The following is a 22,530-nucleotide window of genomic DNA, read 5'->3' as shown; positions in this document are numbered from 1 at the left end:
AAATGAAATCAAATTGTTTTCGGTTTCATAGTATGTAATAAGGGTTTTATGAAGTTGGCATAAAACTTGCATATGTTTATAGCTAAAGTGGTTTGGGAGGAATGAATATGAAACAAATTTTATATAAACCGAAAAGGCATTGGAAAGAAATTGAACTTTGGAAGGATGTAACCGATGAACAGTGGAATGACTGGATATGGCAGCTTACAAATACGATCAGGACTCTCGATGACTTAAAAAAGGTAATCAACCTTACTCCTGATGAAGAAGAAGGAGTTCGAATATCAACGAAAACAATTCCTTTAAATATTACCCCATATTATGCTTCCTTGATGAATCCCGATGATCCACGCTGCCCGATAAGAATGCAGTCTGTTCCCATATCAAAGGAAATCTATAAAACGAAGTATGACTTAGAAGATCCATTGCATGAAGATGAAGATTCACCTGCACCGGGGTTGACCCACCGCTATCCCGACCGCGTATTGTTTTTGGTAACAAATCAATGTTCCATGTACTGCCGCTACTGTACAAGAAGAAGGTTTTCCGGGCAAATTGGCATGGGCGTACCTAAAAAACAGCTTGATGCAGCGATTGATTATATTAAGCGCACGCCTGAAGTAAGAGATGTCCTGATTTCCGGAGGCGATGGCCTGCTTATAAATGATACTATCCTCGAATATATATTGAAAAAATTGCGCGAAATTGATCATGTGGAAATTATTCGCATCGGCACAAGGGCACCTGTCGTTTTCCCGCAGCGGATTACCGAAAACCTTTGCAACATACTAAAAAAATATCACCCAATTTGGCTGAATACTCATTTTAATACATCAATTGAAATTACTGAAGAGTCGAAAAAAGCGTGTGAAATGTTGGCCAATGCCGGAGTGCCGGTTGGCAATCAATCGGTAATATTGGCAGGAATAAATGACAGTGTGCCGATTATGAAGAAATTGATGCATGACCTTGTCATGATTCGAGTACGGCCTTACTATATTTACCAGTGCGACTTATCTGAGGGAATCGGGCATTTCCGTGCACCGGTTTCAAAAGGATTGGAAATTATCGAAGGGTTAAGGGGTCACACATCGGGTTATGCAGTGCCAGTTTTTGTCGTCGATGCGCCTGGAGGCGGAGGGAAAATCGCACTTCAGCCAAATTATTTAATTTCGCAAAGCGCCGAAAAAGTTGTGCTTCGCAATTTTGAAGGTGTCATTACTTCCTACCCGGAACCGGAAAATTATGTTGCCGGCAGAGCAGAAGCTTATTTTAACGAAGTGTATCCGGATATGGAAGAGAAAAGGTCAAATCATGGAATCGCCGGATTAATGAATGAAACTCAGTTAAATCTCGTTCCGGAAGGGCTTGCCCGGCTGAATCGAAGGAAGAGCTATGAACAGGATCCACTTCATTCTTCACTGAAAGACAAACGGGAAAAGAGAGATGAATTAAAGGAGAAAAAATTTCTTTCTCAACAAGCAAAATATAGTCAAAAAAGCGGGGAAAGCAATCAAAATAAGGATGCAGCGTCCCCGTCTTCAGAAAAATAGTTTTCAGGAAGTATTCTTTTGAAGGGAGGATCCGAAATGGAAAAATATTGCGCTTGGTGTGAAAGAGAGAACATTGCTCTAGAAAAAACAAATGTTTATTGGGAACTGCCTGATGGAACAAAGGCGATTGAAATAAGTGAAACACCGTCGATATCCTGCATGGATTGCAACATGACATACCAGGATGAACAGATTGTAAAAGAAATTGAAAACCAATTGTTTATCATCAACACTCGTCTACTCGGAAAATCGGTGTCTTATGATGAACTGATGAATATGCCGAAACTATTAAAAAGAAATTACTTTGACTTTTCATCATAAAACTCATGAAAGAAAGCTGGACTTCTTGTGCAACCCAGATCGGGTTGTTTTTTTTGATCATAAATTTTAGATTGGACGAAAAGGCGAAGAATAGCTTATAGTATAAATCATAAAAGTTTCAAAATATCACAATTTTTTTCTTTATATCATAGTGATTAGGTAAAATTAATTATTTTACAGGCAGGCGTTTCAAATGGCAAAATCTTTTTATCATTTTTTAATGAAGTATCGGCATCCAGAACCGAAGGACGATATTAGTATATTTGCAAACAATGCATATGAAGATCACAGTTTTCCAAAAGGGTCAACCGATTACGATGAAATAAGCTCGTATTTGGAATTGAATGGCCACTATTTGGATAGTATGTCTACGTTTGATGAAGCGTGGGAATTATACGTTCAAACAGAAGGTTAGAGGTTTAATCTTTAATATCTCATCCATCACTAGCTTCTGATCTCAATTGGTCAGCGGTTTGACCTGCAAAACTGCTTCAGCTCTTGTGCAAGGAGTTTACTGAATGCAAAATTCGACATTACATCGCCTTTTTAAAAAAGAGGCGATTTTTTCATGTTTTTGATAATAAGCGATTTATTAAAGTTTGCATATACTATTTTAATGAATCATTCGCGACGAATCATTGAGAGGATGGAGGAAATGGACAAACAAAAAAAGCCAAAATATAAAATCGGTGATACAGTCGTGATCACAATGTATGGAACGGTTGGAAAAGTAACAGATGTGAAGTACTTAAGCGGAGTGTATGTTTATGAAATTAATAATAGTGAAGGATTGTATATGGAATCCAGCTTACAATTAATTTCTGAATATGAAGGAGAATTAGATGAAAAGGAACAAATCGATATCGAATATATGTATTTTTTTGGGGATCTTGTCCATGTCACAGGGTACGGAGCAGACCTATTTAAGGTCGTCGGCTTCCGGACAGAAATTTGGCGTTACAAGGACAATGCCTGGGAAGATGTGATTTATGAATTATCGAGGGTCAGTGATGGAGAATGGCTGGAAGCCGGCGAGGAAGAGCTTACCCTTGTGGCTGACGCGGATAGTGCGGATAAATTTATCGAAAAGCTCGGTTTGTTGTCTTATGTAAATAATCCACATGAACCTCCTGCTCTAAAGGAAACGGAGACGAAAAATTGGTTTCGAAAAGCTGAGAAGGAATTATTAAAGAGAAAATATGAGAGAAAAGAATTGATTGACAGCTTACTTGATATTTATAACGATTACCGTCATTTATATGAGATGTTTCATGATAAAGAATATGAAAAAGCTATGCGGGTAGTGATTCGAAAGTTGAGAATGATCGTAAATAATGACGGAAAAAGCAGTAATTAAAACAACGAATGAAACTGAATGAATACGTAGACAAGTAAAGGTAAACCTAGCAAAAGGGTGGTTTTAAAAAGGAAATTTGTTATTTTTCCAAAGGTTGAAATTAGAACACTGTCTTCACGATTGACATCTTCTCTTAATATTTCTGTCCATTCCTTCAAACGTGCCATAGAATAACCTCCAATGTAAGATCTTTAATTAATGCATATGCTTGTCCGATTGAAAAATGCTTTTTAAGAAAAGATTTCATCAAAATATTCACAATGCTCGCATGAAAAAAGAATAAGCAACATACATTTTGTAAAAAGGGGGCGATGCTGTGAGAGAAATCGAAGTCTTTATTGATACGGAGGAAATTGCAGATTTTTTCTTTCAGGAGCTATTAAAAAGGGGATATGTTCCCTCCGAAGAGGAACTGGAGGAACTCGCAGATATAACCTTCGAATACTTAGTGGAAAAGTGCATTATAGATGAAGAAATTGAAGACTTGTAAAAAGGGTCTGACTCCCTCCAATAATGACAATATATAGAGTGGTTTAAATTGTGTTTGTCTATCTATTGTTTTGGAGGGGTCTGACCCTTTGCTTTTGAGTAAAACTTTTTAAAAGGGAAAATATCCCAATCCCTCGAGGTGAAATGAAACTTTCTTTGAGAAAGTTCGTATTACATAATGAAAACGAATGAAGAGGTGGATGAGGGTGTCAATTTTTAAGAAAGTTTTTGCCAGTATCGGGATTGGAGGTGCCACTGTAGTACAAAGCTTGAAAAAGACACGATGACTGCTGGAGAAGAGGTAAGAGGAGTAGTTGAAATTCGAGGCGGAAGCATCGAGCAGAAAATCGATGAAATTTACTTAGGTATTTATACAACTTTTATAAAAAAAGTGGATGATAAAAAATTGACGGATACGGCCCTTATTGATCGTATTCGACTTACAGAATCATTCACGATAAAACCAAATAAAACAGAAATCGTGCCTTTTTCTTTCTGGCTTTCTAACGATACTCCAATCACAGCTGGAAGAACAAAAATATGGATTTCAACAGGTCTTGATATTAAAAATGCAGTTGACCCGACAGATAAGGATTTTATCAAAGTGCTTCCTTCTCCATTTATGAATGCTGTTTTTCAGGCAATCTCAAATCTTGGCTTCAGGCTGCGCGAAGCTGAATGTGTAGAAGCGCCTTACCGTTTGCGCCGGCGATTGCCGATTATTCAGGAATTTGAATTCGTCCCTGTTTCCGGGCCGTTCAGAGGGCGTTTGGACGAACTGGAACTTATCTTTTTCCCTTCATCTGGCGGTGCAATGGATATAATCATGCAAGTTGACCTGCGTGCGAGAGGGCTTGGAGGTTTTCTTGCAGAGGCATTGGAAATGGATGAAAAAAATGTAAGGCTAACAATATCGCAAGCCGATATACCAAATATACAGCAAAAGATTTCTTCTGTAATAAAAAGATTTTCGTAATTGAAATGTTCTCATGCGATGGAGCAATGGCTTCATCGTTTTTTAATTGGTTCTACATATTTTGCACTGACAGCAAATTTCGAGAAAAAGCACAGACAACAATCATTTCTCGACAAAAATAGAATCATTTAGATAAAGGAATCGACAAGGATGAACGCAAACTATATAGATAAATGAATAAAATTAAGAAATGGAGGGGAAAGGATGATCAAAGAACTTGTAAGGAAAAAGAAAAAGGTGTATGATGTGACCATTTTTCAGACACCTATATTCAGACAGGATAAAGGTTACAGGCAAGTTTACAGGTTAACAGTTGAAAGTAAAAATCACGAAAGCTGTCTTAATAAGACATTTAGGATTTTTAATGTGCCGGATGCCATTCCCCCGGATTTTAATGGAAGGTTTCTAGGCACAGGTGATATATTGCTAATTGATGAAGGGCTAAAGGGTCAGCATTATTACCAGCTGAAGCCGGGAGGATGGCAAAAAATAAATCGGATTCATGTTCGTTAAAGAACCTGGGCTAAGGGTCAGACCTCTCCAATAAAGGGAGTCAGACCCTTAAAATCAGCCACAGTATTTTTGTCCAGCTTCAGGATCTATCCCCTCGATTGATGATTTCCTGGCCCGTTTTTTCTTCCTGATGCAGTTTGTTCTTTTGCGTGTGCTTCATGTTCAGCTGCAATTACTTCCGAAGGGATATGATTATTTTTCTTAGGCGAGTTAATTCGATTTCGATGTTTTTTTCCCATCGTGTTCCTCCGTTTTAAAGTTTTTCTCTGTCGCTTTTCGATGAACTTGGTTTTGTCCTGCTTCTTGAGGACGGATTTGTTTGATTGGCATGCTCCACAGCCTGTTCAAGCTTCTTGCTCATTTTTTGCTTCGGCATGTTTGACCCCTCCTTTAATAAAGATACTTTTAGATTCCCCTAAAAGACTTGTCTCATGCTGTCAGGTAAGATTTTTCAGCTTGAAAGGAATATGATATAGTGTGAATTGATGATGGTTTTTAGCAGCACTTTTTCATAAAATTGGAGGTTATCGGAAATGAGTATACATATTGGTGCGAAAGAAAATGAAATTGCAGAAACAGTGCTTTTGCCAGGAGACCCTTTGAGGGCAAAATATATAGCCGAAACTTTTCTGGAAAATGCCTATTGCTATAATGAAGTGCGAAATATGTTCGGCTATACTGGCACATATAAAGGCAAGCGTATTTCTGTTCAAGGAACAGGCATGGGTGTTCCTTCCATTTCCATCTATATAAATGAGTTAATGCAAAGTTATAACGTACAAAATCTAATCCGCGTCGGTACATGCGGAGCAATTCAAAAAGATGTGAAAGTCCGGGACGTTATATTGGCAATGAGTGCATCAACCGATTCTCAAATGAACCGAATTACGTTTGGCGGTGTTGACTATGCATCTACAGCAAATTTTGAATTACTAAAGAACGCTTATGAAGTTGGAATCGAAAAAGGATTAAATTTAAAAGTCGGCAATGTATTAACAGCAGATATGTTTTATAATGACAATGCAGAGCATGAAAAATGGGCGCAATATCAGATCCTTGCCATTGAAATGGAAACTGCGGCACTTTATACTCTTGCAGCAAAATTCGGACGAAAAGCATTATCTGTTTTGACAGTCAGTGACCATATATTAACTGGTGAAGAAACAACTGCTGAAGAAAGACAGACAACTTTTAACGATATGATTGAAGTGGCATTAGAAGCTGCTTTGAAAATTTCTTAAGGATGCCTGAACCATCAGGCATCTTTTTTTGAAATAGAGGATTGGTTATGAGTAAAGAAATGCGTTTTTATGACTGCAAATCAAATTTAGATCGTTATTAGACTTATTGGCTTATTTGGATATGAAAAGGTTAGCTTCTTTGACTAGTCATGTTAAAATAGATATTGCATGCTTTTTTAAAGACTAACAAGACAGGTGGATGTTTTATGAAAAAAATGTTTTTAATACTTGGAACATGTACTCTTTTGGCTGGATGCATCAAGTTGGAGCCATACATGGGGAAAATGTTTTTGAAAAATCAGGACGAATCAGTTCAACAACCTAAAAATGAGACTGTTAACACCGGTAAGAATGAACATAACGGAAACAAAAAATCCGGAAAATCGGACAATTCAATTACTCTTAAGGCAGCTTACTTTAATCAGATTAAACAAGTAAATGGAAAAAATGTTATTCAAAATCCGGACAATATCTTGGCACTTGTAAATCACCAATTTAGCCTCCCGAGTACATATGCTCCAAAAGATTTAGTAAGGCCGAAAGTTGCATTTTCATTTGGAAATAAAGATATTGAAAAAAGTTATTTGCGTAAAGAAGCTGCTGTCGCGCTAGAAAAAATGTTCGCAGCAGCAAAAAAACAAAATATTGAATTGTATGCAGTATCTGGCTACCGTTCCTACGAGAGGCAGGACGAACTATTTCAAGCTGAAATTAATCGAGTCGGCGAGGAAAAAGCCGTTCAGGCTGTTGCCGTTCCTGGTACAAGTGAACATCAGACTGGACTAGCTATTGACATTTCGGGTAAAAGCGTAAACCTTGAACTTACAGAAAAATTTGGTACAACTCCTGAAGGAAAATGGCTTGCTAAAAATGCCCATAAGTTTGGATTCATCCTTCGCTATCCAAAAGATAAAGTGGATATTACCGGCTATCAGTATGAGCCGTGGCACTTTCGCTATGTTGGAATTAAAGCAGCAAAAGTGATTTATGAAAAGAAGTTAACATTGGAAGAGTATTTTAATATTGTCAAAAAAATCTAAGGCCTAAAAGGGGGTTTTTCATAAGGGTCTGACCTCATGTGGATAAATCAATATATAGCACATTTATCCAACATTATGTCCTATATATTGTGTTATGGGGTCTGACCCTTAGGCTTTTGAGACAGCCTCTTTTAACCCTTTATGAGTGTTGAAGGCCGTAATTTTTTTGTTTTACCGCTAAAAACGCTTTGTAGCCGCTAATAATATTATGTAAACTCCTGAAAAGTTGAATAGATTATACTTTGGAATTAATACATGTATAATAGAACTTGACTCATTCGAATTTAATATTTTAAATAAAAATGTTATTCTAATCATTGAGATGAACATAGAAATGATTTTTTGATTGTAATGAAAGTGGTGATGGGTTTGGATCAAGAAAAAACGAGTCAAGAAAACAGCGAAAAACAATCCGGAATTATTCGAATGAAGAAGTTTCATTTTGTCATGCTGTTATTTTTCACTGTGTTTTTAACTGCTGGAATTACAACCTTTGCCTTGGCATTTGGGAATGAGAAAGCAGTGACTGTCGGTACAGAAAGAAGAGAGTTTGAAAAGCTGTATACAGCTTATGATACTTTAAAGGAATCATATTATAAAAAAGTTGATCAGAAAAAACTTATTGACGGTGCGATCAACGGAATGCTTGAATCACTTGGAGACCCTTATTCAGACTATATGAATGAGAAAGAAGCAGCAAGTTTCCATCAAAGCATTTCTTCTTCATTTGAAGGAATAGGAGCAGAAATACAGGAAAAAGATGGACAAATTGTTATTGTTTCTCCATTGAAAGGCTCACCGGCAGAAAAAGCAGGATTAAAACCGAATGACATTGTCTTGTCTGTAGATGGGAAGAGCCTTCAAGGTATGAGTTCCACTAAAGCCGTAACATTAATCCGCGGCAAAAAAGGAACAAAAGTTGAATTAATGATCAAACGTCCTGGAATCGATGAACCGATTAAAATGTCAATCGTTCGGGATACAATTCCGCTTGAGACCGTTTATGGAGAGATGCTGGGAGATGGAATTGCCAAAGTACAAATAACAAGCTTTTCGGAAAATACAGCGAAAGAGCTTGTCGATGTTTTGAATGATTTGCAAAAGAAAGGAATGAAAGGCCTTGTATTGGATTTAAGGCAAAATCCTGGTGGTCTTTTAGATCAGGCAATCAAAATCTCAAATTTATTTGTTCCAGAAGGAAAAGTACTATTTAAAATCCAAGACAGAAACGGAAATATTATGGAACAGAAAGCAACAAATGGCCATAAAGTGAATGTTCCGCTAGTGGTTATCATTGACCAGGGAAGTGCCAGCGCATCTGAAATTTTTGCTGCGGCTGTTAAGGAATCCGCAAATGTGCCGTTGGTCGGTCAAAAGTCATTCGGAAAAGGAACCGTACAGAGAGCACAGGATTTTCCTGACGGATCAAATATGAAATTTACAACTGAAAAGTGGCTGACGCCAAAAGGCAACTGGATACATGAAAAAGGCATAAATCCTGATTATGAAATTTCTCTGCCTAAATATGCTTCCTTACCGTATATTAATCCTGAACTAAAGCTAAAGCTTTCTTCAGCGTCCACACAAGTAAAGGCAGCACAACAAATGTTGAAAGCTCTCGGTTATGATCCTGGCCGTGAAGATGGATTCTTTGATGAAAAAACGAAACTGGCTGTAATTTCATTCCAAAAAGCTGAAAAACTTGAAGCCAACGGAATATTAACTGGACAGTCAACAATCACATTAATGGAACAGATTAAGGAAAAAATTAAGAAAAATGATACCCAGCTACAAAAAGCTGTTGAAATATTAAAACAGCAAATAAAATCTTAAAGAGCCTGACTCTTAAGGGTCTGACTCCTTCTATTGGAAGGGTCTGGCCCTTTTTTTATATGGTGTTTTAACCAGAAAATTCATCTATCGAAGTGTTTTTAGGACATGGTTAATTGCGTTAACTTCATTTTGTTTTAAGCATTGCATGTTCCGAATAGAATAATCGGGTTTGCCCAACAATGAAAGTAAGCCCTGATATTGAGGTGATGATGGAATGGTGCGAAAATGCTTCACGATAATTATCATGTTAATGATTATAACTGGCTGCCAGTTTGGCAAGTTTGCAAGGCAGCAAGAAAAAAACATAAATTCCAGTAATATAATAAAGGAAACAGGGGATAGGAAGTCTTATTTGCAAAACGAGACTGAAAGCGATAAATCTTTTCCGATTTTACCTTCATTTCAGTTGTATCAAAAAAACAAAAATTTTTTGTTGATCGGGATAGACAGCCGCGGAGAAAGAAAATCACGATCAGATGCCATAATTATTGCCAGATATGAACCAAAAGAGCCATCAATAAAATTAGCATCAATTATGAGGGACAGCTATGTGAAAATCCCTGGATATAAAAATGAGTACAGTAAACTTAACCATGCGTACTATTTAGGCGGGTCAAAATTATTGAAAGAGACAATCGAACGTAATTTTGGCATAAAAATTGACAATGTTGTAACAGTCGATTTTAAGGGGTTTATTAAGCTAATGGATACCATTGCTCCAAATGGAATAGAGGTTCATGTAACAAAAGCAATGGCACATGACATAGGTCCTGCAGTTGAACCGGGCAAACAAACCCTTCGTGGAAAAGATTTGCTCACATACGTCAGGTTTCGCCATGACAAAGAGAACGATTTTGGACGTGTTCATCGCCAGCAGGAAGTACTAGTTTCCCTAAAGGATCAGGCAGTAAAGCAGCTTAGTACGGTTGAAGGAATCAAAAAACTTCCAAAAATCATTTCGGAAACGTTTCAACACGTTGAGACAGACCTGCAGTTCAAAGACATGTTGTCACTTGGAGCTACAGCTGTTTTAAGACCTGTGAAAGACGTGAAAACATTGAGAATCCCTGTTTCTGATGGTTTTACCAATGTTACTCATAAGCGTGCAGGTGCAGTCTTAAAATTAGACTACAATGAAAACGTTCAAGCAATTCAACAATTTTTAAACGAAAAAAACTAAGAGGTTGACTCATATGGGTCTGACTCCCTCCAACAATGACAAGAGATTTAATTACTCTTTATGTTGTATTGGAAGGGGCCTGGCCCTTTTCTTTTGATTTCAGCTATGTACGAGTTAAGATCTCCATAATATCAAATCGTTTGTAAGCACAGACGAAATCCTATAAAATGTGACTTTAGAAGTATGATTGCTTCAATAGAGCAGAGCGAGGTGATAATTTGAGGCAAATCATTCAATTAGATGATAAATTAAAATTAGAAATTATGAATTTTGAAAAAAGCTGTGAACAAATTTGCCAACGTCAGAAAGATAAATATTATGACCTGTTCAACAAGAAAGGGAAACAATTAGCAGTTGAACTTATACGTGAAAAAAAAGGCAAAATAGCTGCCGCTAACGAGGTTTTTGATGAAAATTATGAATCTTATATAGAAACGGGTATTGTTGAAGAAGATGAGTATTTTCCAGATGCTTATATTCCGCTTTGGAAGTGCAAAAACGAGTGGTTCCAAATAATTGGCTATATGAACGAGGATTCCCTTTCAGATATTGAAAAAAAACTGGAGAAAATCATCTTGGAAATGCTTGAAGAAGCGTAAAAATATGAAAAGTACAGTGAAAGTCAGGAAAAAAATAATTTTTCCGGATTGGGAAGAAGAAAAACCTTTTTGTAGAACTTGAAAGGATCGATCATTTTGAAACAAAGACAGATAGCTGAGGTTGAGAAACTATTACGAACAGTTTATCGCAAGTTGAGGCAGGAAATTCATTTGATCATTGGAAGTGAGGTCAGCCTCAACGAATTTATGGTCTTAAAATACTTATTTTTAACTGGCCGCGCTAAAGCCTCCGATCTTTCGAAGGAATTAAAAGTATCGGCAAGCCACATAACTTCTGTTACGGATTCTCTAGTTAAAAAGGGCCTGATTATGAGACAGAGGTCTGATCAAGATAGAAGAATAGTCGAAATGGTTCTGACAGATTCAGGAAGACTGCTTGTTCAAAATCTGGAAGAAAAAAAATCTGCTTATTTTCAGTCAAAATTCAGCCATTTTAGCGAGCAGGAACTTTCTGACTTTATCCGGTTATTTCAAAAATTAAATGAGTAAAAGCTATGATGTAAAAGGATGAATCGTTTCTCCCCATTCAGGAAAAACTCTAAGAAGAATATTAAGCAAGAATTGAGTGGGGCAAATGAAAAATTTTCTTATTGTATTGACCATCGTGATGCTAGTTTTTCAACCTTCTTCCGTGTTTGCAGATCAACGGAAGGTGGCGGAAATGCTCTCATGGAAGGAAGTCAATGAACTGCTGCCCAAATATAGCAAGTTTGTTGTTCACGATTTAGAAACAGGGATGGAGTTTAAAGTACAGAGAAGAGCGGGGAACGCTCATGCCGATGTGCAGCCGTTAACGCCAAAAGACACAAAAATAATGAAACAAATTTATAATGGAAATTGGAGCTGGAAACGAAGGGCGATTATTATCAAAAAAGGAAAAAGGCGAATTGCTGCATCCATGCATGGGATGCCGCATGGGGCTGGAGCATTGGAAAATAATTTTCCGGGGCATTTTTGCATTCATTTTTACGGAAGTACAACACATCGTACAAGTAACATGGATTTGTCTCATAAATTAATGATTCTAAAAGCAGCAGACAGGCTTCAAGCCTATTTATCAAGCGCCAGTCCATACGATGTGATAAGCGCTTATATTGCAGGATTTAAACAGCAGGATGAAAAGATCGTTAAAAGCATTTCATTACAAAAGATAGAGTGGAAAAAAATACTGCCTAATGTTGAGAATGCTGCCCTTATCCACATGCCTGTTATGCCGGCTAAAGATTTAAAAGAGGAATTGGTTCTATCGGTTCCGGTTGAAGTTGAATGGTTTGTGAGAGGAGAAGGGAAAAGAAAATATAAAGGAAAGATTCATGTGGTTCGTTTTTCTCCGTATGGCCCATGGAAAATTGATTCGATCTCATTTCTTACCGAGAACAGTAGGTTGTACTTAAACAATATTAAGTTTCATGTACCGAGCAAATGAAATCCCCCTGCATTCAAGGTCAAGGGGATTCTTCAATTTTTTCATAATTTTTCTTCATATTTTTTGCTCTCCAAACTTGATAAACATCCTTTCATCCTCAACAAGGCCGCACGCCCCGCACTGAACTTTATATTCTGGACCATTGTAAGGTATATGAAATGGATCAAGGTTTTCATTGGTGTACTCCTGAATCACTTCACCGGTGCGTGGGTCCATTTTAACCGATCGGGAAACCTGTTTGATCATGTTAAAGCGAGTGCGGTTTGTTTTGCAGTTTGGGCAACAGTATGGTGTATTCAATGATGATTCTCCTTTCCTAAAGAGATGTTAGTATATTTTTTGCAATGAGGCTTTCAATTATGTAAAGATACGATATAAGGTGTTAGGAGGGATTGATAGTGGATTACGGTTATCTATTAAATCAATACAGATCCATTTGGAATAACCGTTTGCTTGAATCTGATGAAAGCAGTGAGGAAATCATTAAGGAAGCAGTGAAAAGAGAATTATTGGATGAAAACTCTCATCCCAGGGTAAGAAAGTCTGTTCATGAAAAGTTCTATTTGGCAGTAAAAAGAATTGTTGAATCTCAGCTTAATGAAGAAGATAAATTCGCGTTAATTACACTACATATACAAATAATGAAAGATCTTAAACAGAATTAAAGCTCCTTCTGAGGAGCTTTTCTCAATTTGAATGAAAAAGGTTCAAAGAGATTTCACAAATTTAACACAATCATTCTATATAATGAAACAATCATATGACTGATGACTGGTGAAATATATGAAATCATTATTTAAAATTGCAATCGTAATCGTGCTAATTCTCCTTTCTTCGTGTTCGAACAATACCTTTCCGGCGATTTCAAAAGATCTGGCGTTATTGGTAAGCGTTAATATTAAAGAAAATTCGATTTCGTTTATTGATCTCTCGTCAAAAAAGGAAATTGAGCGTTGGAAAATGGAAAAGCCTTATATTGGCGGAGTTATTTTACCTGATGGTGATACATTGCTCCTTTATGGCAAAGAAAACGCTACAGTCGATCTTTATTCTTTGTCAAAAGGGAAATTAATCAACCAATGGGAAACAGGTGAAGGAATCGTTGCAGCTGAAGTTTTAAAAAATGGCAAAGAAGTTGCTTTTGCCGATCAGGCTCAAAATGCCGTCAGATTTTTTAATCTTGATGGAAAAGAAAGAAAAAGGGTTAGAGTTAGTAAAAACCCTTTAACAATAATCGAGGGAACTAAAGAGAGAAAGCTTTATGTTATTAGTTTTACTCAAAAGGATGTAACGGTTATTGATTTAGATAAAAAGAGCGTCAGCAAGCATTTTCCGATTCATCCCTCATCTGCTGTGGGGGCTTTGCTAAGGGAAGATCAGGACGAAATCTGGATTGGAGGACATGGCGAAGGATTACAAACTGAAAAAAATATTCACATATACAATGTGCATACAGGAAAGCTGTTAAAAACGATACCTGTCCCGTTAATGCCGGTGAATTTTCAGAAAGTTGATGATTTCATCTATGTATTGAGCCATGGAACAAATACACTTTATAAAATAGGTCCGAAAGGCCATATAGTAAAGCAAATAAAAGTTGGTGCAAACCCTTTTGTAATGGAATCTTTTAAGAAAGACCTTTTAATCGCCGGCTATGACAGCAATGATATCAATATCGTAGATAAAGATGATTTAACAATTAAGGAAACAATAAAAGTAGGAAAAGGGCCGTTCAAACTGATATTGAGGGAGAGTAACGGACAATGAGCAACATTCGCATATTAGTGATTGACGACGAAGAGGATATGAGAAATTTGCTTCACATGTACCTTGAAAATTCAGGTTTTCACTGTTTTGAAGCATCAAATGGGACAGAAGGAATTGAATATGTCAGAACCCATTTTCCTGATCTCGTCATTCTTGATATAATGATGCCTGATGAAGACGGCTTTCAAGTTTGCAAAAAAATAAGAGAACTATCTTCCGTGCCAATTATTTTTTTATCAGCCAAAGGGGAAGAATGGGATAAAGTAAAGGCTTTTCATCTAGGCGGGGATGATTATATCGTCAAGCCGTTCAGCCCTGGTGAATTGATTGCGAGAATTCAAGCTGTAATACGCAGAGCCGGAAATTTCAACAGTGAATCGGAAATAATTACAATAGGTCCGATCTTAATTGACAAAAAAGCAAGGCGTGTGACATCAGCCGGAAAAGATGTTCCATTAACTTTAAAGGAGTTTGAATTGCTGTTGTATTTGTGCACCCATCCTTCACAGGCATTAAGCAGGGAACAATTGCTTGAACATGTGTGGGGAATTGATTACGATGGAAGTTTAAGAACCGTTGATACACATATTAAAACATTAAGAATGAAACTAGGAGCACCCGATTGTATTCAAACCGTCTGGGGGATTGGATATAAATTTGAGGTGCCCGGCAAATGAAGTTTTTTAACGGCAGTCTTGTTAAAAAACTATGGCTTACAATTACGGCAGCTATCATTATAACGATTTTGTATTCTTATTTCTTATCCTACTTTTTTTATGAAAGGCTCTATGTTGATAACGTGGAGAAGTCTCTTATAGAGGAAGGCAAGCGGCTTGCACTTGATTATAAGGGCGGACCTTTGACGGAATCATTTAAAAAGAAAATTGAATGGTATGGCACAAAAACAGACTATGAAGTGCTTGTCGTTAACAACCCGAGAGAGTTGAGTGCGTGTCTTCCGTTTGATATGGGTTTTCATACATTAATTGGGAAAGAAGAGAGGGAAAAGCTTTTAAAAGGGGAGCCTGTTAAAAAAATCGGATATGAGGAGAGATTTGATAGAAAAATACTTGCGGTTATCATCCCTTTAATAGATCAAGACCGGCTTGAAGGAATTATTTATTTATATTTGCCTTTGGCAAAAATAACAGAGCTGACCAAAGATTTCGTATATGTGTGGATCATTGCAGGGCCGGTATTTGTTCTCGTTTCTGTTTTGTTAGGAATTAAATGGATTGGCAGATTAACTCGGCCATTAATCGAAATGAAAGAGGCTGCCAACAGAGTGTCACAAGGAGATTATTCCGTAAGAATTCATCTTCAGTCCAATGATGAAATCGGACAGCTTGCCAATGCATTTAATCATATGTCAGCTTCTATTCAGAAAGAGGATGAGCGGAAGAAAGAATTTATAGCAAATGTTTCACACGAGCTTCGGACACCCATCAGCTATGTAAAGGGATACAGCGAAGCGATTGTATCAGGAATAGTTAAGAATGATGAAGAAAAGAATAAATATTTGCGGCTGATCCATCGGGAAGCAGGCAGAATGGAACGCCTCGTATATGATTTATTGGATCTTTCCAAATTGGATGCCGAAGAATATCATCTTAATATGATGCCGATTCCGCTTGCGCAAGTTATCGAAGACGCCATCCAAAAATATTGGCCAATATTAAAAGAAAAAGGAATTAATTTTCACACCAACCTTGATCCGGAAATCATTATTAACGGTGATGCAGAAAGAATTGAACAAATTGTTCAAAATTTAATCGATAACTCGATCTGTTATACTGAGAAGGGAGGGACCATATCCATTTCATTGTCGGCTGATAATGAAGGCTGCAAACTGGAAATAGCCGATACGGGGATTGGAATCCCTCAGGAGGATTTAAAGAAAGTAACACAGCGATTTTATCGAGTGAATAAAGGAAGGTCACGGAAAGATGGCGGAACAGGGCTGGGGCTTGCGATCGTGGAGAAACTAGTTTATCTTCATAATGGAAAACTTACTATTACAAGTGAAATCGGGAAAGGCACTACAGTAGCAATTGTATTGCCAGTCCTTGAGTGATAAAGAGAAATGACACTTTTGAAAAATACGAAAGAAGGGTTTTAAAGATGAAAAAAGCAGTTCTAATTTTTTCGATTATTTGTGCGTTTGTTTTAGCCGGATGTTCGAACAATCAAGAAAAAGCACAAGAAACACCTAAATTTTTGGACGTCAAGCTAACAGTAAATCCTGAGAAGGCAAAGGTTAATCAGCCAGTTACTTTTGAAGCAAAAGTAACATACGGGAAAGAAGCAGTTACTGATGCAGATGATGTGAAATTTGAAATTTGGCGGGCTAATGACAAAAATCATGAAAAAATCCAAGTAAAACATGCTGAAAACGGCATTTATCGTCTTAAAAAAAGTTTTAACAGAGAAGGGACATATTATATCATTTCCCATGTTACAGCAAGAAACATGCATAACATGCCTAAAGCTGAATTTGTCATCGGACATCCAAGTGAACCTGAGAAAGATTCAAATCAATCAATGAATATGGAAATGGACCACGATACTAATCAGGGTGAAAGCCATAATCATGGACATTAAAAACGGCCGGTAATACGGCCGTTTTTTTAATCACTTTATGATTAAACTCCCTAAATTTTATCATCACCATGTCCCTTTACTTTTTTACTTCATATATAACGAGTGAAAAGAAGTAAAAGGGGCATTATAAGAAATGTTGATTAAAAATCCTTTATATTTGTTTAATGCCCCAAAAAAGAAAGGGGCATTTTTTTATGAAGTCGGGAAATATTGAACAATTTAAAGAACTTTCTCAGTTTCGGGATTTGAAGGATTTCAATAATCATTTTGAACAGTGGATGACAGATTTGAAGGATCAGTTTACAAAAAGTGAAACGATCGCATTAAAGAGGCTTGTACGCTTTTCTGCAAAGATTCCTGGGGTTTGCAATGCGAAGATTCAATCAATTGTATCTGCTACCCATAAACATTCTGAAATGGGCGGGATTAGCCGTTCAACTTTTGAACGTATGTTAAGAAAAGCGAAAAAGTTTGGCCTAATTCACATCATTCATACTCAGTCCAAAAATGGCAGACAAGGTCACAGTGTTTATGTCTTTCAAAAATACCCAACAAATAAAGAATCGCAACCTATTTTAAAAGAAGCAGCTGAAGCAGGATCAATTGACGCACCTAATAAGAAACCATCAAAGAATAAAGCTATCAATCTAGAATTTAAACGTACAATGGCGTTAAACTCTTCATTTGTCAGTAATAAAATCCCTTCTGCGTTTACGAACCTTGTGAAATGCTTCTTTGATGATGCCTGGACGATCGAGGAATTCTACAAAGTTGTTCATGTAAGCACTCGATGCCTTTCTTATTACACAGAAGAGGACAAGCTAGAATTGGCAGTAAAAGCATTTAAGCAATTAGTTCGGAACATAAAACTCAAGAAGACAAAGATTAATAACGTTTTCGGTTATTATTGGGGGATTTGCAACAAAATGTTGGATGAGGAGTATTTTGAAATTCTTAATTTTGCTTAATGGGCGGCGACATTCTAAACCTGAATCTTTTAGATATATGAGCTGTCGTTTCGCAAAATGAGCCTTTATTTGAAGAATTTCGCAAAATGAGCCCTTATATGAATATATGAGTCTTTATTTGATTTTATGAGCCGTTATACCGAAAAAAGAGCCTTGACTTCATATTTGATTCAAATTTACTAGACATTATCATGTCCTTTCACCTTCTTTCTTTATATATAAAGTCTGAAAGGAGGTGATTTGGATGGCACAAGAAATGTTGACGGAGTCAAGGCTTCGGCTTATTTTTGAAGCCGGTATCGATGGGAAAGGCGAGCCGATTTTTAAAACTAAAACATTTAACAATATTACCAAATCGGCAACGGCTGACCAGCTTTATCAAGCTGCCCAGGCAATCGCTGCACTTAGCGCCGATTTGCTCAGCGGGGTGGAACGGAGCGACAGTTCCCAAATCATCGGTTAATCTGAAAAATTAACATGAAAAGGAGGTGGCGGGAATGGCCAAAATTCTGGAACTTGATTTTGTAACAAATACAGGAAAAAACGCCCGTTTGACCATAGACAATCCGAAAGAACCGGTTAATGCAAATACGGTTAAACAATCGATGGCACAAATTATCGCATCAAACGTATTTGTATCATCGAACGGCAGCTTGGCTGCCATTAAGGGGGCAAGAGTCATTGAACGAAATGTAACCAAGTATGAAATCTCTTAACAGACAAGAGAGCCGGATTCGAGCCAGAGTCCGGCTCTTTGTCAAAAAAAGAGGTTGCCAATTCTATTTTCGTTAGCAAAGCTCCGCCCCTTTTCCATTTAAAGAAAGGAGAAAGTATGATGGAACAGATCATTCCATTCATAAGTGAAGTCGGCTTTCCGATTGTTGTCACGTTATACTTGCTTCACCGGATTGAAGCAAAGCTAGACGTTGTCATTCAATCGATTCAAAGCCTGCCTGAACGATTGAATGAGCGTTAATGATCGTTATAAATACTTACCTGAAGAAACATGCATATTCATCATGAACAGATGGCTGGCTGCGAGACCGCGAGCCGCCGCTTTGGAACTTTTTCTCTTAAAAGACCTTCGCTATCAAATTGTGGAGGTTTTTTATATTCTCTTAATTTCACATTTACTTCTGTAAAACGAGTGTAATAATTGTAAAACGAATCCGTTTTTCAACAACCTGTCAACCCAAATCTATTAGTATATGTTTGGCAGGAAAGATATAGATTTTCCACTAGTTGAAATTAGAACCATCAAATGAAGATCTACCGTTAGTTTCAAAAAGCCCTTCATTCATAAAGGTTACAGCGTTAATTATAATGATTCTTTTCTTGTAATTTCCCAAAAAGTCATCTGATTCTATGAAAATGTAAATTTCTCCCTCAAATATTACAAAAATCGTATGTTATGATAAGTTTGCAAGTTGAACAACACAAATAAACCAAACATCAGGGAGGATACTATAAATGAAGAAAAAAATGATCTTTTCAGTAGCAGCTGCTGCAGCACTATTAATGTCAAACCCGGTTGCAAACAAGGCCGATGCCGCCTCTAATTGTCCAACATCAGTTCAACCAAAAGTTAACTATCAAATTGGCAATCTCAATTGTGATCAATTAAACTCAATCCTTCAACAATATATGCAAAATTTCAACATTCAATGGAATGTACCAATAAATTGTCCAGTACAGCAATCTCCTGTACAAGTTCAGCAGCCTGTGTATGTGCAGCAACCGACTGGTCAAACTCAACAGCCTGTAAAAGCACCAGTAAAACAACAGCCTGCAAAAAAACAAACAACACAAACAACTTCTCAAGTAAGTGCTTATGAACAAAAAGTTGTAGAACTTACAAACAAAGAACGTGCGAAATATGGTCTGCCAGCATTAAAACTTGATGTACAATTAAGTAAAGTTGCACGTGAAAAATCAAGAGATATGCAGGCAAAAGGCTACTTTAGCCACTACAGCCCAACTTACGGTTCACCATTTGATATGATGAAACAATTCGGCATCACATACCGTGCTGCAGGTGAAAATATTGCAATGGGCCAACGTTCTCCTGAAGAAGTAGTACAAGCTTGGATGAACAGTGACGGCCACCGCAGAAATATCCTTAACTCAAGCTTTACACACATCGGAGTTGGATACGTTGCGAACGGCAACTACTGGACTCAAATGTTTATCGGAAAATAATATTTACTAAAAGAACAGCCTCTATTCCTGGCTGTTCTTTTTATATTTGTGCGCCCGGCATGGGTGTAATCTATAGGGTGCAAGTCCCGAGCTGTGAAGGCAGAAGTAGCAGTTAGCATAACGCAAGGGTGTCCGTGGTAACGCGGAATCTGAAGGAAGCGGACGGCAAACTTCCGGTCTGAGGAATACGAACTTCATATAAGGCTAGGTATCACTGGGTGAGTTTGCAAAACAAAACAAAGCCCTTTCTGCCGAAGGTGATACAGAGTAAATGAAGCAGATAGATGGAAGGAAAGATTACACTCTTACCCGGGGAGATCTGACTGGCACGCCAAGTAATCTTGGTAACCTATCTAGCGATAGATAGCTGAGCAGTCAGAAGTCAGCAGAGGTCATAGTACTCTTTCGAGCTCGAGACGAAAGAGGAAGGACTGAACAATTAAGGAGAACGAAACACTACGCGTTCATCTTCTGTGTTGAAGCAGACAATCCGGCAGGACTTACTTGAAGGAGGAAGTGGTGAATCCCACGGGGGACTTCAAGAGGGTGGAGCAGAAGATGGCACAAATAGAGGGATTCGTTCACGTGGAGAGGATATCTATGTTGATGGAACTGATTTTGTCACGGGAAAATCTCCTAACGGCATTAAAACGAGTTGAACAGAATAAAGGAAGTCACGGAGTAGATGGCATGCCCGCAAAAGACCTACGGAGACACCTCTATGAAAACTGGGACTCCATTCGACAGTCGTTAAGAGAGGGAACCTACAAACCCTTACCCGTTCGTCGAGTTGAAATCCCGAAACCGAACGGCGGAGTAAGACTTCTAGGTATCCCCACCGTGACTGATCGTTTCATTCAACAAGCGATCGCCCAAGTGTTAACGAGAATCTTCGATCCGACCTTCTCTGAACATAGCTACGGCTTTCGCCCAAGCCGCAGATGACATGAGGCGGTCAGGAAAGCAAAGGGCTATATCAAAGAAGGATATCGCTGGGTGGTCGATATAGACTTAGAGAAATTCTTTGACAAGGTGAACCACGACAAACTGATGGGGATCTTGGCGAAAACGATCGAAGATCGGATTTTACTTAAGTTAATCCGCCGGTATCTTCAATCAGGCGTGATGATAAATGGAGTGGTAATGGAAACAGACATGGGAACGCCACAAGGTGGACCGCTTAGTCCACTATTATCAAACATCATGCTTCACGAGTTGGACAAGGAACTTGAGAAACGTGGACATAAATTTGTACGGTACGCGGATGACTGTAATATCTACGTGAAAACAAAGAAAGCAGGAATTCGTGTCATGAACTCCATTACTAACTTTATCGAGAAGGAATTAAAGCTCAAGGTAAATAAAGAGAAATCGGCGGTAGACCGTCCTTGGAAACGGAAGTTTCTCGGTTTTAGCTTTACACCAAACAAAACACCCAAGATACGGATGGCGAAAGAAAGTGTGAAACGATTCAAGAACAAGATCCGTGAAATCACATCCAGATCCAAACCGTATCGAATGGAGGAAAGAATTGAGAAACTGAACATGTACCTAATGGGATGGTGTGGATATTTTGCCTTGGCAGATACACCAAGCAAGTTCAAAGAATTTGATGAATGGATAAGACGAAGACTTCGAATGTGTTTATGGAAAGAGTGGAAAACGCCTAAAACAAGAATTCGGAAACTTAGAGCATTAGGTGTTCCAAGTCATAAAGCAATCGAGTGGGGCAATACACGCAAGAAATACTGGCGGATTGCCTGCAGTCCCATTCTACACAAAACCCTCGATAACTCCTACTGGAGTCATCAAGGGTTAAGAAGTCTATTCGAGAGATATCATTTTCTACGTCATACTTAATTGAACCGCCGTATACCGAACGGTACGTACGGTGGTGTGAGAGGTCGGGGGTTAGTCACCCCCTCCTACTCGATTAAAACAAAGGAGTCTAAAGAGTTTCTGTGACGTCAATTTCTGAAAACTGGATGTCGATACTTTTAGGAATTTTAATTTCTAACATACCGTCTCTATGCCTTGCTTTAGCCCCTTTCTTTTTTACGACTGCAGGCAATGTGATCGTATGTTTATCATTTGAGTTCGGAATATGCTCAATAATCATTTGATTAGAAGTATGATACAAGCGGATTTTCTTCAGCCAGTCTTCATCTTTTATCGGGATCCTTACGTAGACATCATCATGGGTTTCAAACACATCCGATTGGAACTTGCCTGGATTTGAGGAAGCCTGTGAAACATTGCCTCCGGTATGAAAATTATTTAAGATATCAGATGGGTTTATCATTCCTTGCATATTTGGAGGCAACATTTTGCCCATCAAATCCTTTATATATTTTTCTATCTCTTCTGGCTTCATTTGCTGCATCATATTTTTCATATCTTTATTAAATGGAAATAGATTCCACGGAAACATTCTTTTTCATCCTTT

Annotated in this window: 30 protein-coding genes and 1 pseudogene; 26 read left to right on the top strand and 5 right to left on the bottom strand. The window is 37.8% G+C overall.

What is annotated here, in order from left to right; genetic code table 11:
• Positions 1-107: 107 nt before the first annotated feature.
• The 4 genes from ablA to BMMGA3_RS09700 all read left to right on the top strand — a co-directional run bounded on the left by ablA (position 108) and on the right by BMMGA3_RS09700 (position 3,231).
• Positions 108-1,553 carry a lysine 2,3-aminomutase gene (gene ablA / locus BMMGA3_RS09715; RefSeq protein ID WP_004434994.1) on the top strand — a complete coding sequence of 482 codons (1,446 nt, stop codon included), beginning with the start codon at positions 108-110 and terminating at the stop codon, positions 1,551-1,553.
• A 36-nt stretch (positions 1,554-1,589) separates the two neighbouring features.
• Positions 1,590-1,874 carry a YokU family protein gene (locus BMMGA3_RS09710; RefSeq protein WP_004434992.1) on the top strand — a complete coding sequence of 95 codons (285 nt, stop codon included), beginning with the start codon at positions 1,590-1,592 and terminating at the stop codon, positions 1,872-1,874.
• A 193-nt stretch (positions 1,875-2,067) separates the two neighbouring features.
• Positions 2,068-2,289 carry a YozE family protein gene (locus BMMGA3_RS09705; protein WP_004434990.1) on the top strand — a complete coding sequence of 74 codons (222 nt, stop codon included), beginning with the start codon at positions 2,068-2,070 and terminating at the stop codon, positions 2,287-2,289.
• 240 nt (positions 2,290-2,529) lie between these two features.
• Positions 2,530-3,231, top strand: a complete 702-nt coding sequence (locus BMMGA3_RS09700; RefSeq protein ID WP_034669367.1) for a hypothetical protein — start codon at positions 2,530-2,532, stop codon at positions 3,229-3,231.
• Here BMMGA3_RS09700 and BMMGA3_RS17935 read toward each other — a convergent pair.
• Positions 3,228-3,398 carry a hypothetical protein gene (locus BMMGA3_RS17935; protein WP_004434986.1) on the bottom strand — a complete coding sequence of 57 codons (171 nt, stop codon included), beginning with the start codon at positions 3,396-3,398 and terminating at the stop codon, positions 3,228-3,230. The genes BMMGA3_RS09700 and BMMGA3_RS17935 overlap by 4 nt on opposite strands.
• 149 nt (positions 3,399-3,547) lie before the next feature.
• Here BMMGA3_RS17935 and BMMGA3_RS17405 point away from each other — a divergent pair, with 149 nt between their 5' ends.
• The 3 genes from BMMGA3_RS17405 (at position 3,548) to BMMGA3_RS09690 (ending at position 5,209) form a co-directional block, all read left to right on the top strand.
• Positions 3,548-3,721: a YozD family protein gene (locus BMMGA3_RS17405; protein WP_004434984.1), complete on the top strand. Its 174-nt coding sequence runs from the start codon at positions 3,548-3,550 to the stop codon at positions 3,719-3,721.
• Positions 3,722-4,003: 282 nt separating this feature from the next.
• Entirely contained in the window at positions 4,004-4,696 is a 693-nt protein-coding gene (locus tag BMMGA3_RS09695; protein WP_004434983.1) for a sporulation protein, read from the top strand.
• A 204-nt stretch (positions 4,697-4,900) separates the two neighbouring features.
• A complete protein-coding gene (locus BMMGA3_RS09690; RefSeq protein WP_004434981.1) occupies positions 4,901-5,209 on the top strand; it encodes a hypothetical protein in 309 nt (102 codons plus the stop codon).
• 86 nt (positions 5,210-5,295) lie between these two features.
• Here the strand turns inward: BMMGA3_RS09690 and BMMGA3_RS17930 are convergent, their stop codons facing one another.
• Both BMMGA3_RS17930 and BMMGA3_RS18430 read right to left on the bottom strand, forming a co-directional pair.
• Positions 5,296-5,448, bottom strand: a complete 153-nt coding sequence (locus tag BMMGA3_RS17930) for a hypothetical protein (protein ID WP_004434975.1) — start codon at positions 5,446-5,448, stop codon at positions 5,296-5,298.
• Positions 5,449-5,462: 14 nt separating this feature from the next.
• Positions 5,463-5,585, bottom strand: coding sequence for a hypothetical protein (locus BMMGA3_RS18430; RefSeq protein WP_004434974.1), 123 nt, complete (start codon positions 5,583-5,585; stop codon positions 5,463-5,465).
• 157 nt (positions 5,586-5,742) lie between these two features.
• Here BMMGA3_RS18430 and deoD point away from each other — a divergent pair, with 157 nt between their 5' ends.
• The 7 genes from deoD (at position 5,743) to BMMGA3_RS09655 (ending at position 12,549) form a co-directional block, all read left to right on the top strand.
• Positions 5,743-6,450 carry a purine-nucleoside phosphorylase gene (gene deoD, locus BMMGA3_RS09685; protein WP_004434973.1) on the top strand — a complete coding sequence of 236 codons (708 nt, stop codon included), beginning with the start codon at positions 5,743-5,745 and terminating at the stop codon, positions 6,448-6,450.
• A gap of 206 nt (positions 6,451-6,656) precedes the next feature.
• Entirely contained in the window at positions 6,657-7,490 is an 834-nt protein-coding gene (locus tag BMMGA3_RS09680) for a D-Ala-D-Ala carboxypeptidase VanY (protein ID WP_004434972.1), read from the top strand.
• Between the two features lie 363 nt (positions 7,491-7,853).
• A complete protein-coding gene (locus BMMGA3_RS09675; protein ID WP_272942197.1) occupies positions 7,854-9,323 on the top strand; it encodes a lmo1851 family serine protease in 1,470 nt (489 codons plus the stop codon).
• Between the two features lie 214 nt (positions 9,324-9,537).
• Entirely contained in the window at positions 9,538-10,503 is a 966-nt protein-coding gene (locus BMMGA3_RS09670) for an LCP family protein (protein WP_004434970.1), read from the top strand.
• A 218-nt stretch (positions 10,504-10,721) separates the two neighbouring features.
• On the top strand, positions 10,722-11,102 hold the full coding sequence (locus tag BMMGA3_RS09665; protein WP_004434967.1) for a hypothetical protein: 381 nt from the start codon (positions 10,722-10,724) through the stop codon (positions 11,100-11,102).
• Between the two features lie 96 nt (positions 11,103-11,198).
• Positions 11,199-11,612 carry a MarR family winged helix-turn-helix transcriptional regulator gene (locus tag BMMGA3_RS09660; RefSeq protein WP_237712836.1) on the top strand — a complete coding sequence of 138 codons (414 nt, stop codon included), beginning with the start codon at positions 11,199-11,201 and terminating at the stop codon, positions 11,610-11,612.
• Between the two features lie 85 nt (positions 11,613-11,697).
• Positions 11,698-12,549: a hypothetical protein gene (locus tag BMMGA3_RS09655; RefSeq protein ID WP_004434953.1), complete on the top strand. Its 852-nt coding sequence runs from the start codon at positions 11,698-11,700 to the stop codon at positions 12,547-12,549.
• A gap of 54 nt (positions 12,550-12,603) precedes the next feature.
• Here BMMGA3_RS09655 and BMMGA3_RS09650 read toward each other — a convergent pair whose 3' ends face one another.
• Positions 12,604-12,849 (bottom strand): hypothetical protein, encoded by a 246-nt coding sequence (locus BMMGA3_RS09650; protein ID WP_004434949.1) that lies wholly within the window; start codon positions 12,847-12,849, stop codon positions 12,604-12,606.
• A gap of 98 nt (positions 12,850-12,947) precedes the next feature.
• Between BMMGA3_RS09650 and BMMGA3_RS09645 the strand changes: the two genes are divergently transcribed.
• The 12 genes and pseudogenes from BMMGA3_RS09645 (at position 12,948) to ltrA (ending at position 21,944) form a co-directional block, all read left to right on the top strand.
• A complete protein-coding gene (locus BMMGA3_RS09645) occupies positions 12,948-13,214 on the top strand; it encodes a hypothetical protein (RefSeq protein ID WP_004434946.1) in 267 nt (88 codons plus the stop codon).
• A 118-nt stretch (positions 13,215-13,332) separates the two neighbouring features.
• Positions 13,333-14,316, top strand: coding sequence for a YncE family protein (locus tag BMMGA3_RS09640; protein WP_004434942.1), 984 nt, complete (start codon positions 13,333-13,335; stop codon positions 14,314-14,316).
• On the top strand, positions 14,313-14,993 hold the full coding sequence (locus BMMGA3_RS09635) for a response regulator transcription factor (protein WP_004434940.1): 681 nt from the start codon (positions 14,313-14,315) through the stop codon (positions 14,991-14,993). The genes BMMGA3_RS09640 and BMMGA3_RS09635 overlap by 4 nt, the downstream gene beginning before the upstream one ends.
• Complete coding sequence (locus BMMGA3_RS09630) at positions 14,990-16,390, top strand: sensor histidine kinase (RefSeq protein WP_004434937.1); 1,401 nt, start codon at positions 14,990-14,992, stop codon at positions 16,388-16,390. The genes BMMGA3_RS09635 and BMMGA3_RS09630 overlap by 4 nt, the downstream gene beginning before the upstream one ends.
• Before the next feature lie 47 nt (positions 16,391-16,437).
• A complete protein-coding gene (locus BMMGA3_RS09625; RefSeq protein ID WP_004434934.1) occupies positions 16,438-16,917 on the top strand; it encodes a FixH family protein in 480 nt (159 codons plus the stop codon).
• 194 nt (positions 16,918-17,111) lie between these two features.
• On the top strand, positions 17,112-17,885 hold the full coding sequence (locus tag BMMGA3_RS09620) for a hypothetical protein (protein WP_004434931.1): 774 nt from the start codon (positions 17,112-17,114) through the stop codon (positions 17,883-17,885).
• A gap of 244 nt (positions 17,886-18,129) precedes the next feature.
• The gene (locus tag BMMGA3_RS09615; RefSeq protein ID WP_004434928.1) at positions 18,130-18,348 is read left to right on the top strand and encodes a DUF1659 domain-containing protein; all 219 of its coding nucleotides are present in this window, start codon (positions 18,130-18,132) and stop codon (positions 18,346-18,348) included.
• Positions 18,349-18,382: 34 nt separating this feature from the next.
• A complete protein-coding gene (locus tag BMMGA3_RS09610) occupies positions 18,383-18,601 on the top strand; it encodes a DUF2922 domain-containing protein (protein ID WP_004434925.1) in 219 nt (72 codons plus the stop codon).
• A gap of 119 nt (positions 18,602-18,720) precedes the next feature.
• Positions 18,721-18,861: a YvrJ family protein gene (locus BMMGA3_RS09605; protein ID WP_034669229.1), complete on the top strand. Its 141-nt coding sequence runs from the start codon at positions 18,721-18,723 to the stop codon at positions 18,859-18,861.
• A gap of 494 nt (positions 18,862-19,355) precedes the next feature.
• Entirely contained in the window at positions 19,356-20,084 is a 729-nt protein-coding gene (locus BMMGA3_RS09600; RefSeq protein WP_004434919.1) for a CAP domain-containing protein, read from the top strand.
• Positions 20,085-20,557: 473 nt separating this feature from the next.
• A complete protein-coding gene (locus BMMGA3_RS17395; protein WP_003347276.1) occupies positions 20,558-20,743 on the top strand; it encodes a hypothetical protein in 186 nt (61 codons plus the stop codon).
• Positions 20,685-21,944: pseudogene (ltrA, locus tag BMMGA3_RS09595) on the top strand (group II intron reverse transcriptase/maturase). The gene BMMGA3_RS17395 and the pseudogene ltrA overlap by 59 nt, the downstream one beginning before the upstream one ends.
• A gap of 88 nt (positions 21,945-22,032) precedes the next feature.
• On the opposite strand, the gene BMMGA3_RS09590 reads toward ltrA, so the two are convergent.
• Positions 22,033-22,515, bottom strand: a complete 483-nt coding sequence (locus tag BMMGA3_RS09590) for an Hsp20/alpha crystallin family protein (RefSeq protein WP_004434917.1) — start codon at positions 22,513-22,515, stop codon at positions 22,033-22,035.
• Positions 22,516-22,530: the final 15 nt, after the last annotated feature.

Source organism: Bacillus methanolicus MGA3 (genome assembly GCF_000724485.1).
GTDB classification, from domain to species: domain Bacteria; phylum Bacillota; class Bacilli; order Bacillales; family Cytobacillaceae; genus Bacillus_Z; species Bacillus_Z methanolicus_A.
The sequence above is the reverse complement of the archived record's forward strand: the minus strand, read 5'-3'. Positions and strand labels throughout refer to the sequence as shown.

Coding starts and splice junctions, on each gene's coding strand:
- ablA (WP_004434994.1), top strand. CDS start 108: ATGAAACAAATTTTATATAAACCGAAAAGGCATTGGAAAGAAATTGAA.
- BMMGA3_RS09710 (WP_004434992.1), top strand. CDS start 1,590: ATGGAAAAATATTGCGCTTGGTGTGAAAGAGAGAACATTGCTCTAGAA.
- BMMGA3_RS09705 (WP_004434990.1), top strand. CDS start 2,068: ATGGCAAAATCTTTTTATCATTTTTTAATGAAGTATCGGCATCCAGAA.
- BMMGA3_RS09700 (WP_034669367.1), top strand. CDS start 2,530: ATGGACAAACAAAAAAAGCCAAAATATAAAATCGGTGATACAGTCGTG.
- BMMGA3_RS17935 (WP_004434986.1), bottom strand. CDS start 3,398: ATGGCACGTTTGAAGGAATGGACAGAAATATTAAGAGAAGATGTCAAT.
- BMMGA3_RS09695 (WP_004434983.1), top strand. CDS start 4,004: ATGACTGCTGGAGAAGAGGTAAGAGGAGTAGTTGAAATTCGAGGCGGA.
- BMMGA3_RS09690 (WP_004434981.1), top strand. CDS start 4,901: ATGATCAAAGAACTTGTAAGGAAAAAGAAAAAGGTGTATGATGTGACC.
- BMMGA3_RS17930 (WP_004434975.1), bottom strand. CDS start 5,448: ATGGGAAAAAAACATCGAAATCGAATTAACTCGCCTAAGAAAAATAAT.
- BMMGA3_RS18430 (WP_004434974.1), bottom strand. CDS start 5,585: ATGCCGAAGCAAAAAATGAGCAAGAAGCTTGAACAGGCTGTGGAGCAT.
- deoD (WP_004434973.1), top strand. CDS start 5,743: ATGAGTATACATATTGGTGCGAAAGAAAATGAAATTGCAGAAACAGTG.
- BMMGA3_RS09680 (WP_004434972.1), top strand. CDS start 6,657: ATGAAAAAAATGTTTTTAATACTTGGAACATGTACTCTTTTGGCTGGA.
- BMMGA3_RS09675 (WP_272942197.1), top strand. CDS start 7,854: ATGGGTTTGGATCAAGAAAAAACGAGTCAAGAAAACAGCGAAAAACAA.
- BMMGA3_RS09670 (WP_004434970.1), top strand. CDS start 9,538: ATGGTGCGAAAATGCTTCACGATAATTATCATGTTAATGATTATAACT.
- BMMGA3_RS09655 (WP_004434953.1), top strand. CDS start 11,698: ATGAAAAATTTTCTTATTGTATTGACCATCGTGATGCTAGTTTTTCAA.
- BMMGA3_RS09640 (WP_004434942.1), top strand. CDS start 13,333: ATGAAATCATTATTTAAAATTGCAATCGTAATCGTGCTAATTCTCCTT.
- BMMGA3_RS09635 (WP_004434940.1), top strand. CDS start 14,313: ATGAGCAACATTCGCATATTAGTGATTGACGACGAAGAGGATATGAGA.
- BMMGA3_RS09630 (WP_004434937.1), top strand. CDS start 14,990: ATGAAGTTTTTTAACGGCAGTCTTGTTAAAAAACTATGGCTTACAATT.
- BMMGA3_RS09625 (WP_004434934.1), top strand. CDS start 16,438: ATGAAAAAAGCAGTTCTAATTTTTTCGATTATTTGTGCGTTTGTTTTA.
- BMMGA3_RS09620 (WP_004434931.1), top strand. CDS start 17,112: ATGAAGTCGGGAAATATTGAACAATTTAAAGAACTTTCTCAGTTTCGG.
- BMMGA3_RS09615 (WP_004434928.1), top strand. CDS start 18,130: ATGGCACAAGAAATGTTGACGGAGTCAAGGCTTCGGCTTATTTTTGAA.
- BMMGA3_RS09610 (WP_004434925.1), top strand. CDS start 18,383: ATGGCCAAAATTCTGGAACTTGATTTTGTAACAAATACAGGAAAAAAC.
- BMMGA3_RS09605 (WP_034669229.1), top strand. CDS start 18,721: ATGGAACAGATCATTCCATTCATAAGTGAAGTCGGCTTTCCGATTGTT.
- BMMGA3_RS09600 (WP_004434919.1), top strand. CDS start 19,356: ATGAAGAAAAAAATGATCTTTTCAGTAGCAGCTGCTGCAGCACTATTA.
- BMMGA3_RS09590 (WP_004434917.1), bottom strand. CDS start 22,515: ATGTTTCCGTGGAATCTATTTCCATTTAATAAAGATATGAAAAATATG.